The sequence below is a fragment of the Deinococcus humi genome (assembly GCF_014201875.1).
GTDB lineage: Bacteria > Deinococcota > Deinococci > Deinococcales > Deinococcaceae > Deinococcus > Deinococcus humi.
Map to the genome: position 1 here is coordinate 575682 of NZ_JACHFL010000001.1, position 16937 is coordinate 592618.

Here is a 16937-nt window from a genome sequence, read left to right on the forward strand (position 1 = left end):
GATTCTCGCCGTGCTGAAAAGCACCCCTTGAAAGGGCGGCGGACACACTGAAAAAAGTGAATGCTGAGGGTGTGGCCCCATCGTCTAACGGTTAGGACACTACCCTTTCAAGGTAGCGATACGGGTTCGAATCCCGTTGGGGTCACCAACTCAAGCCTCCGCCTCGGCGGGGGTTTTTGCGTTGTGTGGTGCGCGCCTAGTATGGCGGTTACACCTTGTAGGTCTCTAAGGCGCATTGACACCCCGCCGCCCCCTTGCTACAGTGACTGCCGCCTGTCCGGTCACGGACGTGCGAAAGCAAGTGGTGCGCGGGTGTAGCTCAGCTGGTTAGAGCGCACGCCTGATAAGCGTGAGGTCCCCAGTTCAAGTCTGGGCATCCGCACCAAAGAATAGAGAACCCCGTCTAATACGGGGTTTTTCGTTTTAGGAGTTCAGCGCGAACCCTGGAAAACGTCTGCGAAGTGACCTGAGCATGGGTCATATACACGGCAGAAGAGGCTGTGAGGATTCCCTCACGCCTCTTTCTCCTTCCCCAGGACTTATCTGGGCAAAACGCTCGTGCCCATTAAATACTGATCCATCGCCCGCGCCGCTTGCCGTCCCTCACGAATGGCCCAGACCACCAGACTCTGCCCGCGCCGCATATCGCCCGCCGCGAAGACGCTGGGCAGGTTGGTCAAATAACCGCCCTCCTCCTCTGTTCCAGCCAGGGCATTGCCACGTGTGTCCTTGTCGACGCCAAACGCCTCGATCACGCTGCCCACCGGGCTGACAAAACCCATCGCCAGGAGCACCAGATCGGCCTTGTGGATTTCCTCGCTGCCCTCGATTTCCTGTAATTTGCCGTCCACCAGCTCAATGCGAACGGTCTTGACCCCGGTGAGCTTGCCTCCCTTGCCCACAAACTCTTTGGTGGCAATGGCAAATTCGCGGGTCACCCCTTCCTCGTGGCTGGAGCTGGTGCGGAGTTTGAGGGGCCAGTACGGCCAAACCAGCGGCTTGTTCTCGTGCTCGGGCGGCTGGGGCATCACCTCGAACTGGGTCACGCTCACCGCGCCGTGGCGGTTGCTGGTGCCGACGCAATCGCTGCCGGTGTCGCCGCCGCCGATCACGACGACATGCTTACCGTCGGCGCGCAATTGCTTTTTCAGTTTGTCGCCCGCATTCACGCGGTTCTGTCCCGGCAGGAACTCCATCGCGAAATGCACGCCGTCCAGTTCGCGCCCCGGCACTGGCAGGTCACGGGGCTGTTCCGCACCGCCGCACAGCAGCACGGCGTCGAATTCGGCGCGCAACTCGTCTGGGGTCACGGTGGATTTGGCAAGGTTGGTGACGCTGCTTTGCTTGTCCCACGCACCCACCAGCACGCCCGTTCTGAAGGTCACGCCCTCGGCTTCCATCTGCTGGACTCGGCGGTCAATATGGTGCTTTTCCATCTTGAAATCGGGGATACCGTAGCGCAGCAGGCCACCCACGCGGTCATTTTTCTCGAAGACCGTTACAGCGTGTCCGGCGCGGGCGAGTTGCTGCGCCGCTGCTAGCCCCGCCGGGCCGCTGCCGATCACGGCCACTGTCTTGCCGGTCCTGACCTGTGGCGGCTGCGGCCTGACCCAGCCCTCCTGCCACGCGCGCTCGATAATTGCCAGCTCAATGGACTTGATGCCCACCGGATCGTCGTTGATGTTCAGCGTACAGGCGGCCTCGCACGGCGCGGGGCAGATGCGGCCCGTGAACTCGGGAAAGTTATTCGTGCTGTGCAACGTCTCGATGGCCGAGAGCCAGTCGTTCTCGTACACCAGATTGTTGAAATCGGGAATGATGTTGCCCACCGGGCAGCCGTTGTTGCAAAACGGAATGCCGCAGTCCATGCAGCGTACCGCCTGTTTCTGGGCCAGCTCATTTGCCAGCGGCAGCACGAATTCGGCGTAATTCTTGAGGCGCACGTCGACAGGCTGATACTTCTCCTTGACGCGGGGTTGTTCCAGGAAGCCGGTGATTTTGCTCATATGCCCTCCGGGCGGGTTGTGGGCTGTGGGTTGTTGGGGTGGCAGAAGAGAGGGGCACCAGAACTGCCCACTGGCGCTCCTACTTCGTCAACGTTCCCTGTCCGCCGTTGTGGCTCGGCCCGGTCTGCATGCTGGTCGTGTCGGTGAACTGCACGGTGGCGGCCTCTTTCTGCGAGGCGCGTTCCCTCAAAGCACGCTGGTACTCCAGCGGGAAGACCTTGACGAAGCGTTTGCGGGCGTTATCCCAGTCGTCGAGAATGTCGCTGGCGATGGCCGAACCCGTCCAGCGATGGTGGCTTTCGATCAAGGTGCGCAGCTGCGTTTCATCGGTTTCGCCGCCGTGCAGGCTGGCGGGATCGGCCCCCAGTACAGCAAGGCTGTGGATCTGCTCGTCGGCGGGTTGCACCCGGTGCAGGCTGACCATACTGTGGTTGCACTTCTTCTCGAAGCTGCCGTCCTCGTCGTAGACGTAGGCGACGCCGCCGCTCATCCCGGCCGCGAAATTGCGCCCGGTCTGGCCCAGCACCACCACGGTGCCGCCAGTCATGTACTCGCAGCCGTGATCGCCGGTCCCCTCCACCACCGCCCGCGCTCCACTCAGGCGCACGGCGAAGCGCTCTCCGGCGACGCCCCGGAAGAAGGCCTCACCCGCCGTCGCACCGTACAGGGCAGTATTGCCGGTGATGATGTTCTGCCGCGCGTCGCCCCGGAACTCAATGCTGGGGCGGACCACCACACGCCCGCCGGACAGGCCCTTGCCTGCGTAGTCGTTGGCGTCGCCGATCAGGTACAGGGTCAGGCCCGGGGCCAGGAACGCGCCGAAGCTCTGGCCGCCCGTGCCCTCCATCTGGACAAAGACCGTCTGATCGGGCAGGCCCTCGGGACGCACACGGATCAACTCGCCCGAGAGCATCGCCCCTACCGAACGGTTGACGTTCCGCACGTCCTGAAGGAAATGTACCCGCTCACCCTTCTCGATGGCAGGGCGGCATTTCTCGATCAGGATGCGGTCGAGCGCCCCATCTAGCCCGTGATCTTGCGTGCCAGTGTGGCGGTGGCCCACGTCAGGCAACTCGGGTCGGAAGAACAGGCGGCTGAAGTCCAGGCCCTGGGCCTTCCAGTGATCGATACCGGCGCGGGTGTCCAGCAGGTCAGAGCGCCCGATCAGTTCGTCGAAGGTGCGGACGCCCAGCGAGGCCATGATGGCGCGCACTTCCTCGGCCACGAAGAAAAAGTAGTTGATGACGTGTTCGGGCTTGCCGGTAAAGCGGGCGCGCAACACGGGATCCTGAGTCGCCACGCCGACTGGGCAGGTGTTCAGGTGGCACTTGCGCATCATGATGCACCCCTGAACCACCAGTGGCGCGGTAGCGAAGCCAAACTCGTCCGCGCCGAGCAACGCGGCCACCACCACGTCGCGCCCGGTCTTGAGCTGCCCGTCGGTCTGCACCCGCACGCGGTCGCGCAGGCGGTTCAGCACCAGGGTCTGCTGCGTCTCGGCCAGCCCCATTTCCCACGGCGTCCCGGCATGCTTGATGCTGCTCCACGGTGACGCGCCCGTGCCGCCGTCATGCCCGGCAATCACGATGTGGTCGGCCTTGCACTTGGCGACGCCCGCTGCCACCGTGCCGACCCCCACTTCCGAGACCAGCTTGACCGAGATGTCGGCGCGCGGATTGACGTTCTTCAGGTCGTGGATCAGCTGCTTGAGGTCCTCAATGGAATAGATGTCGTGATGGGGGGGCGGGCTGATCAGGCCCACGCCGGGAACACTGTGACGCAGGAAGCCGATGTATTCGCTGACCTTGCCGCCGGGGAGTTGACCGCCCTCGCCGGGTTTCGCCCCCTGCGCCATCTTGATCTGGATTTGATCGGCGCTGCCGAGATAGCCCGTGGTAACGCCAAAACGTCCAGAAGCCACCTGTTTGATCTTGCTGCGCAGGGAATCGCCGGGTTCCAGCGGATAGTCGACCTCCACGCGACTATGGCCCAGGATCCCGGCCAGCGTCTCGCCTGCGCCCAGCGTCTCGCCGCGCAATTCACGCTCGTAGCGGGCCGGATCCTCGCCGCCCTCCCCGGTGTTGGACTTGCCGCCAATGCGGTTCATGGCAACGGCCAGCGTGGTGTGCGCCTCGGTGGAGATGGACCCCAGGCTCATCGCACCGGTGGCGAAGCGTTTGACGATCTCGGCGGCGGGCTCGACCTCCTCAAGCGGCACGGGCACCGCGCCCTCGGTGCGGAACTCGAACAGGCCGCGCAGGGTCATGTGGCGCCTGCTCTGATCGTTGATGATCCGGGCGTACTCCTCGTAGGTGGACGCGGAACCGCTGCGGGTGGCGTGTTGCAGCTTGGCAATGGCGTCGGGCGTCCACATGTGTTCCTCGCCACGCACGCGCCAGGCGTACTCGCCGCCCGCGTCCAGCCCACGCGCCAGCACCGGGTCAGCCCCGAAGGCCGCCGTGTGCGTGCGCAGCGCTTCTTCCGCCACCTCGAAAATGCCGATGCCGCCGATCTGCGTGGCGGTGCCCCGGAAATACTTCTCCACGAAGTCGGCCTGCAGGCCCATCGCCTCGAACAGTTGCGCGCCGCAGTACGACATATACGTGCTGACGCCCATCTTGGACATGATCTTGCTCAGGCCCTTGCCGATGGCCTTGATGTAGTTCCGCATGGCTTTTGCCGGGCCAATGTCGCTCAGGTTGGGCATGCTCGGAATTTCCGTGTGCAGATCGATCAGCGTTTCCAGTGCCAGGTAGGGGTGGATGGCTTCCGCGCCGTAGCCCGCCAGCGCGGCAAAGTGATGCACCTCGCGGGCGTCGCCGGTTTCCACCACCAGGCCGACTTTCATCCGCAGGCCCGCCTTGACCAGATGGTGATGGACGCTGGACAGCGCCAGGAGCGCCGGAATCGCCACGCGTTCCCTGTCCAGACGCCGGTCACTGATGATGATGATGTTGTGGCCGCCCTCGATGGCGTCCACCGCCCAGGCGTTGATGGTGGCGAGCTTGGCTTCGATGCCGCGCGCCCCCCACTCGGCAGGGTAGGTGATGTCAAGTTCGTAGGCGCTGAACTTGCCGCGCGTGTGCTCGCTGATCGAGCGGACGCGCGCCATGTCATCGAAGTCCAGAATGGGCTGCGAGACCTCCAGGCGCATCTGCGGGTTGACCGCGTTGATGTCCAGCAGGTTGGGGCGCGGCCCCACGAACGACACCAGACTCATGACCACCGACTCGCGGATCGGGTCAATCGGGGGGTTGGTCACCTGCGCGAACAGCTGCCGGAAGTACGAGTACAGCGGCTTGCTACGGCTGGAGAGCACCGCCAGGGGCGAGTCGTTGCCCATCGAACCCAGGCCCTCCTCGCCGGTCTTGGCCATCGGCCCCATCAGGAATTTAAGGTCTTCCTGGCTGTAGCCGAAGGCTTGCTGACGGTCCAGCAGGCTCTCACTGAAGGTACCGACCGAACCCATCTCCCCAGCGTCGGCCAGTGGGACGCGGGTGTTGTCTACCCACTGGCGATACGGCTTAGCCGAGGCGTACTGCGACTTCAGTTCCTCGTCCTCGACGATGCGCCCGGCCTCCAAGTCCACCATGAACATCTTGCCGGGCTGCAAGCGCCATTTCTTGACGATCCGGCTCTCCGGAATGGGCAACACCCCGGACTCCGAGGCCAGGATCACCAGATCGTCGCGGGTCTGGAGGTAGCGCGCCGGGCGCAGGCCATTGCGGTCCAGCATCGCGCCCACCTGCCGCCCGTCGGTAAAGACCATCGCGGCGGGGCCGTCCCAGGGTTCCATCAGGGCCGCGTGGTACTCGTAAAAGGCTCGGCGGCGGTCATCGAGCAGGGGATTGTCCTCCCACGCCTCGGGAATCATCATCATGGCGGCGTGGGCCATCGGGTAGCCCGCCAGGGTGAGGAGTTCCAGCGCGTTGTCGAAGGTGGCGGTGTCGGACTCGCCCTCGAAGGACACTGGGTAGATCTTATTGAGGTCATCGCCCAGCACCGGCGAGGCCATCACGCCCTCGCGCGCCCGCATCCAGTTGAAGTTGCCCTTGACGGTGTTGATCTCGCCGTTGTGGGCCACCATACGGTACGGGTGCGCCAGCGGCCATTCGGGGAAGGTGTTGGTGGAAAAGCGCTGGTGGACCAGGGCCAGGGCCGACACCACTGCCCTGTCCTGCAAGTCCAGGTAGTACTCGCCCACCTGGGTGGCGAGCAACAGACCCTTGTAGATCACCGTGCGGCACGACATGCTGGGCACGTAGTATTCGGCCCCGTGCGTGAAGTTCAGCGCGCGGATGGCGTTGCTGGCGCGGCGGCGGATCACGTACAGCTTGCGCTCCAGCGCATCGGGCACCAGGGTATCGGGGCCCGCCCCGATGAAGATTTGGCGGATCACCGGCTCCTTCTCACGCACGGTGGGGCTCATGGGCATCTCGCGGTTGACGGGCACATCGCGCCAGCCCAGCACCCGTTGCCCCTCGGCCTGGACCGCCCGCTCCAACTCCTGCTCACAGGCGCGGCGCGAGGCGATTTCCTTGGGCAGGAAGATCATGCCCACGCCGTAATCCCCAGCGGGCGGCAGCGTCACACCTTGCAGGCCCATCTGGGCGCGGTAGAACTCGTCGGGAATCTGGATCAGCAGACCCGCGCCGTCGCCCATTAGAGGATCGGCGCCCACCGCGCCCCGGTGATCGAGATTTTCCAGAATCTTGAGGCCCTGCTCGATGATCGAGTGCTGTTTATGGCCCTTGATATGGGCCACGAAGCCCACTCCACAGGCATCATGTTCGCGGCCCACGTACAGGCCGTGCTGCCGCGCCGCCTCGATCTCTGCCCGGGAGGGAGGCACGCTCTGGGGAGAAGTCTGGGGATGGGGCAGGCCCGGAAGATTCCGGTCGGTTCTGTTCGGCATAGGCACGCTCCTGTCTGGTAATGACAGGCCCGCCCGGCGTGGGCGAGCCTTCATGGAATCACCATACAGTGGGGTGCATTTTCATGCAGGACGTTGTTTATAACGCCTCTAGACCACTCGGGGCCTGTCAAATGCCAGGCAGTTCTCAGTCACGGTCTTCTTTTTAGAAAGGTGGTAGACGAGGGTCCGACAGCCGGCGGTTCCGGAGCGAGAACCCAGCCTGCCAGGACTGATACCGTTATGGCGCACAGGAGAAATGTCCATTGATGGCAGTGGAAACCCGTCAGGCAGCCCACCGTAGGACCGCAAACTGGCCTGGGCCGTCGTCCAGACTCAGTCCGCTGTGGACGGGGGCAATAGCCAGATTACCGCGCGGGCGTCGCTCAACCCACCGAGCAGCACGCGGGGAGTGAAGTTGCCCGATTGTAGCCCCAGGGCCGTGTTGTAGCGCGTCAGGGTGCTGGCGGTCAGGGTGTACAGATTGCCGTCAGGGGCCAGGGTCAGGTCGCGTAGGTCACTTACAGACGCGACGGTGGAGGCCGTGCGGCTGGTGTTGCCGTCCCAGACCAGCAGCGGCTGGGCGTTCTGGTTGCTCAGAACGTCGCTGCGCCACGCGGCCAGCAGGTTCTGACTGCCCGCACTGCCGCTCCACAGGCGATCAAAACGCCGCGCACCGAAAGCGGCCAGGGCCACGCCGTCGGGAACGCCCGTCTGCCCCACCTTCTGCACTCCGGTATCGGTGGCGGCCAGGATGTCCTGGTTGTAGGCCACCAGATCGCGGATGGCCGGCGCGGGCAACGGGTCACTGACCTCGGCCACGCTGTCGCCTGAATTCCTCGGGGCGACGCGCAGGATCTCGCTGCCGCCGCCCACGCGCGGGCGGGCCACCAGCCCCACATCGCCCAGCACGGCCAGCCGGACCGGCGGCACATCCGGTCCCGGACTGGGCGGCAGGTAAGCCCGCAGCGGCGCAGTCCAGATCAGGGAGCCGCTGGCGTTGTACAGCGCCAGTTGCTGTGGCCCGTTGGGGCACTGGCTCAGGGTCAGCAGGCGATCCCGCCCGGCGTTGCTGACGGTCTGGACCAGACAGATCGGTGTAAAGGGCAAGGGCGCGAAGGGCTGGATGTCGGCCAGATCGCTGTCGCGGCTCTGGATCCCGGTTTGCAGGGTCAGGGCCAGACGCTGGCCGCTGGACAGGGAATTGAGGGTCACGCCGCCCGTCACCGCCTCGGACTTGTTGGCATCGACGGGCGCGGCACTGCTGTCGGCATTGGGGGTCACGGTCCGCAGCGTCGCGCCGCCGTCGGTGAGCAGAGCCACCCGCAGAGCCACCTGGGGTTCCTCGGTGCCGGTGCAGGCCACCAGTAGAGCGGGCATCAGAAACAGGGCGGACAGGCGGTGGGATTTCATGGGCCTCCTTGGGCAGGTATCAGGGATTCAACGGAAAGTGAAGATGGCCTGGGCGCTGTCATACTGCGCGCCTTACAAAAATGCGGAAAGCCACCGCTCCCATCTCAGGGCGAGCTGGGATTCAGCAGCGGCACCTTGGTGCCATCCGGGGTCAGCTCGAACAGCGGGTACTGGTTCTGACCGGGCAGGCCCACCGACAGGCGGTAGCGGCGCTGCACCAGATCGGCCTCGGCCTGAATGGCCCAGCAGCAGCGGTCGATGGTCAATCCGATCACCGGGGACAGCGGCGTAAGGTCCTGGCGCACGCCGTCTTTCCAGACAAAGGTCTGGCGCAGGCTGCCGGTCAGGTACGCCCCGGGCGGCTGGCCCTTGTGGCCAATGCCCACGCTGACGCGCAGCGGATCGATGCTCAGGACATCGGTGGCGGTGTCGTCCGGATAAAGTCCACTGCGGGTGCGGTAGTACTGGACCTGCCCCGACAGCGCCGCGCGGCTGCCGAACTGAATGTTGGCATCGAGGTTCGCCCGTGTCAGCTCGGTACGGAACTGGTCCAGACCCGGGGTGTTGACCGTGGCCGACAGCGCCAGCCGCTGCCCGGGCCGGGTGACACTCAGGCTGCCGGAGGCGGTAGGGCGGGTGAAGCCGCCGCGCACCAGATCGTAAGGACCGCCGTAGGTCAGCTGCCAGTCGTTGGCACTGCCGTTCACCGTGCCGACGCTAAAGGTCAGCGTGCCGCTATTCGGGGAACTGCCAGGAGCCGGATTGGCCTCCACCGGACGGTTAAGCAACAGGTCATGCGTGGTGGACAGTTGATAGCGGGCCCGCCACGTCAGGGTAGCGTTGCCGGCGATGCGCCCGGTGGGCGGGTACAACGTCTCGCGGGCCGAGAAGGTGATGGGATTCAGGACCGCGTCACGGCCCACCGTGGCGTTGATGGTGGCCCCCACCTCGTCGATCTGGGGCTTTGCGATGTTGTGGGTGGCGTAGACGCTGATCGAGTCTGCGCGGGTGGCCCCGGTCACCGTGGCCCGCAAGGTGAAGGGCGTGTAACCATTGATGCGCGAGTAACCGCCTGAGGCCGTCAACGTCAGGTCCGGCGCCGGCCACGCGCTGCTGCGGCGCAGGTAGGCGGGCCGGGCCGGGACTGCGGGGCCGTACTCGGTGGCCTCGCGGGCAGGCTGGGCCTCCACCGGGACCAGGGTGCCCGAGCCGGGGTCGCCCACCGTCGCGCTGTACGAGAAGGTCTCCAGCTCCTTGGTAAAGGGCTGGTAGCCCAGTTGCGCGCTCAGGTTCAGCGGCAGGCGGTTGACGCTGACCGTGAAGACGGCGGGTTCCTGCAAGTCCGGCGCCAGGAACAGGTCGCGCCTGAGCGAGAGGCCGAAACTCACGTCCTTGACCGGCACGGTGCTGAGGTTCAGGCTCAGCGGCGCACTCAGCAGCCGGCCGTTCACCGCGTCGAAGGCAAAGGGGCTGGTGCCCTCGCGCCGCAGGTAGCCCACCCCGAAGGTCACGGTATTGGTGGTGTTGAAGCGCTGGGTCAGCTGGGCGTTGAGGTTCAGGTCCACCGTCCTGGCCCCGGTGCCGTAGTAGCGCCCGGTAAAGGTATTACCCAGGGCCAGATCGGCGTCCTTCCAGGGCTGGGCAGTGTAGGACAGGGCGTGCTGTTCCTCCAGCCGGGTGGTGCTGATGTTCGGCCCCTGCGCGGTGGCGCTGGGCGAGAGCGGATTGCTGCGGGCGGTATAGCTCCCCGCCGTCAGGCGCGTGTCGGCGCTAAAGGTCCCGTTGGTATACGGTTTGGGATCCAGCACGGCCTCGGTCTTGCGGTACGGTGTGTAGACCCCATCCGTCGGCTCCGGGCCGAAGCGGTTCAGGTAGGCGAACTCCGCCGAGAACAGCGGGTATTCCACCTTGGCCCCAAAATCCACCCGCGTCACGCCACGCTCAGCCGCCGTCTCGCTCAGGCCGATGTCCTTGCGGGTCACGTTGAGGCGGTAATCCAGATCGCGCGTCGCCAGCGACAGCGGCACCCGGCCCGTCACCCCGAAGTTGAGGTCCACGTCGTAACCGGGGTTGGCGCTGCCGTCCGGGTTCAGGGGTTTGGGGTTTGCCAGCGTATACAGATCGACGCGGTCCACGAAGGGCAGCGGCGCGTACGAGCGCAGCGCCACGCCCGCGCCCAGGCTGGGGCTGCGGTTCTGGTAATAGCGCAGCAGCGTGGTGCCCAGGGTGCTGCTGCCCACCGAGAACGGCAGATCGGCCTCGACGGTGTAGCCGTCCACCGAATCCTGCTCGATCAAGAGCCGGGGCTGACGTTCCGGATCGTTCAGGGGAATCACGATCACCGGCAGGAACAGCACCGGCACGTCGGCCAGCAGCAGTTGCGCCCGGTAGGCCACCAGCCGGTCACCGGGATACACGATCAGACGCTCGGCGCGGAAGGCGTAGTCGTTGGGGGTGCGCCCGCACTTGGCGCAGGTGGTGAAATACCCTCCGGTGGCGCGCAACTGCCCTGGAATGCGCTCGACCTCCTGGCCCTGGATTTCCAGATCGGCGTCGCTGATCAAGACGTCCTGACCGGTGATCTGCTCGTCGCCCAGCTCCACCACCAGGTTCTCGCCGCTGAGGTCCTGGCCGTCTTTCGCGCTGCGGTAACTGGCCGCGCCCACCAGGGTCAGGGTGCGCCGGGTGCGGTTGTATTCCACCCGCCGCGCCCGCACCACGTCGTCATCGACGCGCAGTTCCACGTTTGCGCCGCTGATGATCACCAGTTCCTGGCCGTCCACCTGCCGCAGTTCCAGCGTGTCCGCCGAGACGATCTTGACCGTGCGGGCCTCGGCATTGCTCAGGGGACCGCCCAGCATGGCGCCCAGCAGGCCCACCGTGAGCACGGCGTTGCGTGCCACCCTGTGAAGACTGTCTTTCCTGGCCGACTGGCGTGCCCGATTTCTGCCGGGTGCGCCCAGGCCCATCCGGCTCCCGAAACTCACTGAACTGCCCCGAATGGGTGGAGGGTGAGCGCCTGTGGTACAGGCGTGGGGAGAGCCAGGGTCTGTGCCGCCGAGGGCAACCCGAAGCCGCCCGCCAGCACCGCGCCGCTGGCCCGGATGTTCTGAGACAGCACGCTCAGGCTGGTGCCGGGGTAATAGAAGCCCAGAATCCTCAGGTGATCCTGCCCGGCCCGCGCCAATCCCAGTGCGCCGTACTGGGACAGCCCCACGCCGTGCCCCGCGCCGCTGCCGCTGATGACCAGGGGATTGAGACCGCTCAGGCTGACGCGCGTGCCCGGTGCGCCCAGCGAGCGCACGAAGCCGCCCGCATTCGCGCCCGTGATCCGCGCGGTGCCGTCGTCGCCGCTGACCGTGATCTCGGCGGGCCGTCCCGAAGGGCTGAGGCGCGTGACGCTCACGCCCCGCAGTCGACCGACACGGGCACCGTAGCGGGCGGCCACCGTCTGGACTTGCGCCGCCGTGACCTCCACCCGCCACCCGGCGCGCGGGCTGCCCGCCGAGAACGGATCGGCCTGGGCGCGCAGGTACGGCAGCTCCTTGCCCCAGACCTCACCGCTGGAGGCCGTGAAGCCCCCTGAATCGCTGCTGAAATAGGTGCTGGCGGGCCGTCCCGCGTAGGCCACCACCTGCGCACGCGTCGCGTCAATGGCCGCATTCGCCTCGGCCTTCTCGGCTTTCAATCCAGGGTAGACCTGGCAGCTCTCGGTGGCACAGGTGTCGTAGGGGGCCGCCGGGTTGATCCGCGCCGCCACGTAGGTCCGCGCGATCACCGCCTGGGCGGCCAGCGCGGCGGCGGGCCACGAGGCCGGCATCTCGGCGGGCACCACGCCGCGCAGATAATCTTCGATGTCCAGTACATTCACGCCCTGCACGCCGCCGTCCTGCACACGCAGGAGGACGCCGCCCCGGTACGGCTTGCCCGCAATTTCCACCACACTGCCGGGTGTGGGGGGCAGGTACAACGTGCTGTTGCCCGCCGCCTGTCCATTCAGCGTGAGCTGGCCGCCAGACACCCCCACCGTCCAGGCCGTCATGGGTTGCGGCTGCGGGACGGGCAGACCCGACGGCCTGAGGGCGTCACCTATAGGTGCCGGGCCCACTGGCACGCGCACGGTCAGCTGAGGCGCGGCGGCCACCAGCACACGCACGTTCAGGGCAGAGACGGAGGGAGCGCAGACCAGCGCGGCGCAGCACAGCGCCGCACCCAGGCCCAGCCGCCGGGGCCGTCCATGCCGCGCCTGCGTCCCTGACGGCCGCAAAGCCAGCAAGGAGGTCAGCAGAGGGGAAAAGGTCTGGGACATCGTTGTGGCCGAGTATAAACATCCCGTATGTGCGCCCTTCTCACAATGGCGTGAGAAGCGCCCGGTTAAGACGCGCAGCAGGCGGCATCATGGCAGGCATGAACACTGCTGCAAACAGCGCCGCGCCGCCTGCCGGACCCGGTCAGGCCAGCCCCGGTCAGGTCTGGGCACACGTCGGTCAGTCCTTCACGCCCCAGGATTACGACGTGGTGGTGCTGGGCGCGGGTCGGATGGGCTCTGCCCTGGCTTTTTACCTGCGACACCTTGCCCCCCAGTTGCGCCTGCTGCTGATCGAGGAGGGCGGCCTGCCCAACGAGGACGGAGCCACGCTACTGGCTCCTGGCGTGTGGACGGGGTGGGGCGTGCCGGAAGACCGGCAGTCCCAGGCAACATGGACGCGAGAACAACTGGAGACGGGTTTCGGGAACATCAGCTTTCAAGCGCGCCCACTCATCGAACTGTTTGCGGAGGGTGGGCCTGACCGGACCCCTGCCGCCGATGCCCTGGCCCCCTTTCCGGACGCGCTGGCGATGGTGGATCTAGAGGCCCTGCCCTTTGCACGCGTGGACGCCCAGGCCGCCACTTACCGCCCCGGCGCGCTGGCTTTGGCCGCCGCGCAACAGGCCGTGAAAGCGGGGGCTGACCTGATGCTCAACGCCCGCGCCCACGCTGTCCTCTCCCCAGAGGGCCGCGGCGGCCGCGTGGCCATCGAACGGCTGAGCGTGACCAACACCCACCAGATCGTCGTCCACGAGACGCATCATCTGCGGGCCGAAACGCTCGTGCTGGCGCTGGGCGCCGACGGCCCGCACGCGGCGGAACACGGTCTGGGCCGGCACACCAACCACGCCCGCGCCTACCGCCAGACGCCGCGCCTGAACGTCCCCAGCAACGACAAGACGCCCACCCTGCGGGTCGCTGGCCTGACCCTGCGCCCGCAAAGTGACGGTTTTACCCTGATTCCAGCAGTTCACCACCGCGATCCGCACGGCTATTCTCCCACGGGCGGCCACCTGACCGGCGTGCCCACGGGCCTGCGCCGCGAGACGCTGGAAGATCTGGTGGCCTTGATGAATGCCCTGCCTCCACTGGGCACGGAGGCGCTCGGCCTGGGCCGCAGCATCAGCGACATTCCGGGCGCATGGCTAGCGCTGCCGGGGGGACAGCCCGGCGGCCTGCCCCTGCATCAGCCCCTGGCCGACGGCGTTCACCTGTTACTGGGCGGCCCGCAGGCCGACACGTTGGGCCTGGCGGTGGCCCATGATCTGGCGGCAGTGGTGGCTGAGGTCACGGAAAGACCGTGGAAGGGTGAGGCTCACCCGGCAGAGTGACGCACCTTCATGCTCCCCAGAGTGTGGCTGAGGGTCTAACCTCCTATTAACGCGCGGGGCTAGACTGCCGGACAAGACGCCGCTCCGAGCAGCCACGCGCCCCACAAGGAGACCCCCATGCCCAACATCGGCCCCGCAGAACTGATCGTGATTCTCCTCGTTGCCCTGGTGGTCTTCGGTCCCCGCAAGCTGCCCGAGCTGGGCAAGAGCCTGGGAGCGGGCCTGCGCGAATTCCGCAAGAGCACCCAGAGCCTCAAGGACGAGCTGGATGTCGGCGTGAACGACAGAGGTCCGCAGGCCGCCCCGACGCAGACCATCCACGCCTCGGTTCCGGCGCAGCCCGTGAGCGCCGCCGCCGTGACGCCGCAGGCGGTAGTGCCAGCTCCCGGCTCCGCGGTTGAAGCAGTCAATCTGGAAAAGGAGAAAGAGCCGGTTCAGGGCTAGGTTCTGTCCAAGCTGCCGCCCGTGATGGGCGGCTTTCTCATGCAGGTGTTGCTCCCTGCGGATCTATGGTGGGCGGAGCGGTAAGGAACTTGGCGGCACAAGGCGCTGCGGGTGTAAGCTGGGTGTGAGACGGCGGCGATTACGCTGGCGGCTGTGTCCCTCTCCCCTTCTCTTGCCGGGCGGCGCTGATGCTGGCCCGCGCCCGCAGTGTGGCCTTGATCGGCGTGGACGCCGTTCCGGTGGAGGTTGAGGTGGACGTGTCGCCGGGCCTGCCGGCCTTCACGGTGGTCGGCCTGCCCGATCAGGCGGTCAGCGAGGCGCGCGAGCGGGTGCGGGCGGCGGTTCGCAATGCCGGGCTGCCCTTTCCGGCAGCGCGCATCACGGTCAATCTGGCTCCGGCGGACCTGCGCAAGGAGGGGCCACTGTACGACCTCCCCATCGCGCTAGGGGTGCTGGCAGCCCAGGGCCTGCTGCCCGCGCGGGCGCTGGACAGCCTGCTGGCGGCGGGCGAGCTGGCGCTCGACGGCAGCCTGCGGCCCATCACCGGGGCAGTCAATCTGGCGCTGCTGGCCTCCTCGCTGGGGCTGCCCGCCCTGCTGCCTGCGGGCAACGCGCCCGAGGCCGCCTTGATCGACGGCCTGACCGTGTACGGCGCGCGGACCCTGCTGGAGGCCGTGGCGCATCTGAATGGCCGCGCCGAACTCTTGCCCACGCCAGCTCCTGCGGCGGAAGATGATGCCGGACTGCACCTCGATCTGGCAGACCTGAAGGGACAGGCGGCGGCACGGCGGGCGCTGGAGGTCTCACTGGCCGGAGGACATAATCTGCTGCTCGTGGGATCGCCGGGCAGCGGCAAGACCATGCTGGCCCGCCGGGCGCCGGGACTGTTGCCACGGCTGACCCGTGCCGAGGCGCTGGAGGTCACGCGCCTCCACTCGGCGGCAGGCGTGTTGAATCTGCGCGGCGGCCTGAACTTGACCGCCCCTTACCGCTCGCCCCACCACACCGTTTCGGACGCCGGGTTGATTGGCGGGGGCAGCGTGCCCCGGCCCGGCGAGGTCAGTCTGGCCCACAAAGGCATCCTCTTCCTCGATGAATTTCCGGAATTCAGCCGCAAGGCCCTGGAGACCCTGCGCCAGCCACTGGAAGACGGCACGGTCACCATCAGTCGGGCGCGGGCCACAGTGGAATATCCGGCGCGCTTTCAGCTAATTGCCGCGATGAATCCCTGCACCTGCGGCCACCTCGGGGATCCTGAAAAGGGCTGCACCTGCACCGCCTCGGAACGGACGCGGTACGCAGCCAGGATCAGTGGGCCGCTGCTGGACCGACTGGACATCGTGTGCCGCGTGCCCCGACTGACGGTAGACGAATTGACCCGAGCACCGGAACCGGAGGCGTCTGCCCCGGTACGCGAGCGGATCACGGCAGCGCGGGAACGGATGGTAGAACGGCAGGGGGGCCGCAACGCCGACCTAGCCGGGCAAGCGCTCAGAAAGCATGCGCCGCTGGCCGCTGGCCCTGAGAGCTTCATTCGTGCGGCGGCACGGCAACTGGGGCTGACCGGGCGCGGCTTTGACCGCGTGCTGCGCGTGGCCCGCACAGTGGCCGATCTGGCTGGCGAACCTGACGTACGTGAAGCGCATCTGGCTGAAGCAGTGACGTACCGGCCACGCGACCTGACCTGAACTCTCTAATGCTCGGTGCCAAAATGGCTAGCTCTCGCTGGTGCCCCGGTCCCGGTCTGGCATGGGCATATTGACCTGATCCTCGTCGGCCCAGCCACTCATCGGTTGTTCTGCAGAGTTCCTGCGGTCATCCGCCCCGCTGCCCGCTTCGGTCAGAACGTCCGGGTCAGTGAGGGCAAGCACCGCCCCCGTGCTCTGATTGCCGCCACCGACCACAGCGGGGACAATCGCTGCATCGGCTTCCAGATTCCGTCTAGTCTCGCCCGAGACCGGGGAGTTGACACGGTTGCCCTGCTCGCTCTCGACTTCCTCGACGCTCTTGCCCAACGGTTTGTCGCCGTACCGGTTGTCAGTCATGCCTGCAGTGTGGGTGACTGCCGGTTCATTCGGGTGAGGCTTGCCTGCACCCTTACCTTATGTCGAGCCGCGTCCCAGGCCGCGTCGGCGCTTAGCCCTCGCTGTTCTCGCTGCTCTGCCCGGCGTCGCCGCCAGTCTGTGCACGGTCGCGGCGTTCTTCTGTCGCCACGCTGTCGGTCAGGAGGACGCCCGGCGCCACCACCCCTGGATTGGTGTTGGTGTTGCTGTTCGAAACCGCGGGGATCATGGCCACCTCCTCCTGATCGTGCCGGATCTGCTCACCTGGCACCGAAGGATTGACGCGGTTGCTCTCCCCGGCCTCGACCTCCTCGACGCTCTTGCCCAGGGGTTCGCTGCCGTAGCGGTCAGAGGAATCGGTCATGTGGCCAGTCTGTTGGCCCGCCCGCTCCGGCGGGTGAGGTACGCAGTGGCTTCTTCTTCATACGGTTCTCCGGGTGACTCACCGCCCGGTGCTCC

At 66.6% G+C, this 16937-nt stretch carries 10 protein-coding genes and 2 tRNA genes; 5 read left to right on the plus strand and 7 right to left on the minus strand.

Translation table 11 applies throughout. The features are described from left to right. Positions 1-73: 73 nt before the first annotated feature. Positions 74-148 (plus strand) — tRNA-Glu (locus tag HNQ08_RS02940). Positions 149-308: 160 nt separating this feature from the next. After that, a tRNA-Ile gene (locus tag HNQ08_RS02945) sits at positions 309-385 on the plus strand. Between the two features lie 154 nt (positions 386-539). Here the strand turns inward: HNQ08_RS02945 and HNQ08_RS02950 are convergent. From HNQ08_RS02950 to HNQ08_RS02970, 5 genes are all read right to left on the minus strand, one after another. Further along, positions 540-2006 carry a glutamate synthase subunit beta gene (locus tag HNQ08_RS02950; RefSeq protein WP_184127580.1) on the minus strand — a complete coding sequence of 489 codons (1467 nt, stop codon included), beginning with the start codon at positions 2004-2006 and terminating at the stop codon, positions 540-542. Between the two features lie 79 nt (positions 2007-2085). Next, positions 2086-6921: a glutamate synthase-related protein gene (locus HNQ08_RS02955; protein ID WP_184127581.1), complete on the minus strand. Its 4836-nt coding sequence runs from the start codon at positions 6919-6921 to the stop codon at positions 2086-2088. A gap of 333 nt (positions 6922-7254) precedes the next feature. Then, positions 7255-8331: a hypothetical protein gene (locus tag HNQ08_RS02960; RefSeq protein WP_184127582.1), complete on the minus strand. Its 1077-nt coding sequence runs from the start codon at positions 8329-8331 to the stop codon at positions 7255-7257. A 104-nt stretch (positions 8332-8435) separates the two neighbouring features. Next, entirely contained in the window at positions 8436-11234 is a 2799-nt protein-coding gene (locus tag HNQ08_RS02965; RefSeq protein WP_184127583.1) for an LPS-assembly protein LptD, read from the minus strand. Between the two features lie 80 nt (positions 11235-11314). Next, positions 11315-12640, minus strand: coding sequence for a SpoIID/LytB domain-containing protein (locus HNQ08_RS02970; protein WP_184127584.1), 1326 nt, complete (start codon positions 12638-12640; stop codon positions 11315-11317). 98 nt (positions 12641-12738) lie between these two features. On the opposite strand from HNQ08_RS02970, the gene HNQ08_RS02975 reads away from it, so the two are divergent. The 3 genes from HNQ08_RS02975 to HNQ08_RS02985 all read left to right on the plus strand — a co-directional run bounded on the left by HNQ08_RS02975 (position 12739) and on the right by HNQ08_RS02985 (position 16103). Further along, on the plus strand, positions 12739-13971 hold the full coding sequence (locus HNQ08_RS02975; RefSeq protein ID WP_184127585.1) for an FAD-dependent oxidoreductase: 1233 nt from the start codon (positions 12739-12741) through the stop codon (positions 13969-13971). Positions 13972-14088: 117 nt separating this feature from the next. Beyond that, positions 14089-14415 carry a twin-arginine translocase TatA/TatE family subunit gene (gene tatA, locus HNQ08_RS02980; RefSeq protein WP_184127586.1) on the plus strand — a complete coding sequence of 109 codons (327 nt, stop codon included), beginning with the start codon at positions 14089-14091 and terminating at the stop codon, positions 14413-14415. A gap of 188 nt (positions 14416-14603) precedes the next feature. Next, the gene (locus tag HNQ08_RS02985; protein ID WP_184127587.1) at positions 14604-16103 is read left to right on the plus strand and encodes a YifB family Mg chelatase-like AAA ATPase; all 1500 of its coding nucleotides are present in this window, start codon (positions 14604-14606) and stop codon (positions 16101-16103) included. Between the two features lie 27 nt (positions 16104-16130). Here HNQ08_RS02985 and HNQ08_RS02990 read toward each other — a convergent pair whose 3' ends face one another. Together HNQ08_RS02990 and HNQ08_RS02995 are read right to left on the minus strand one after the other, a co-directional pair. Next, positions 16131-16460 (minus strand): hypothetical protein, encoded by a 330-nt coding sequence (locus HNQ08_RS02990; RefSeq protein WP_229789626.1) that lies wholly within the window; start codon positions 16458-16460, stop codon positions 16131-16133. Between the two features lie 91 nt (positions 16461-16551). Beyond that, entirely contained in the window at positions 16552-16842 is a 291-nt protein-coding gene (locus HNQ08_RS02995; RefSeq protein WP_184127588.1) for a hypothetical protein, read from the minus strand. Between the last annotated feature and the right edge of the window lie 95 nt (positions 16843-16937).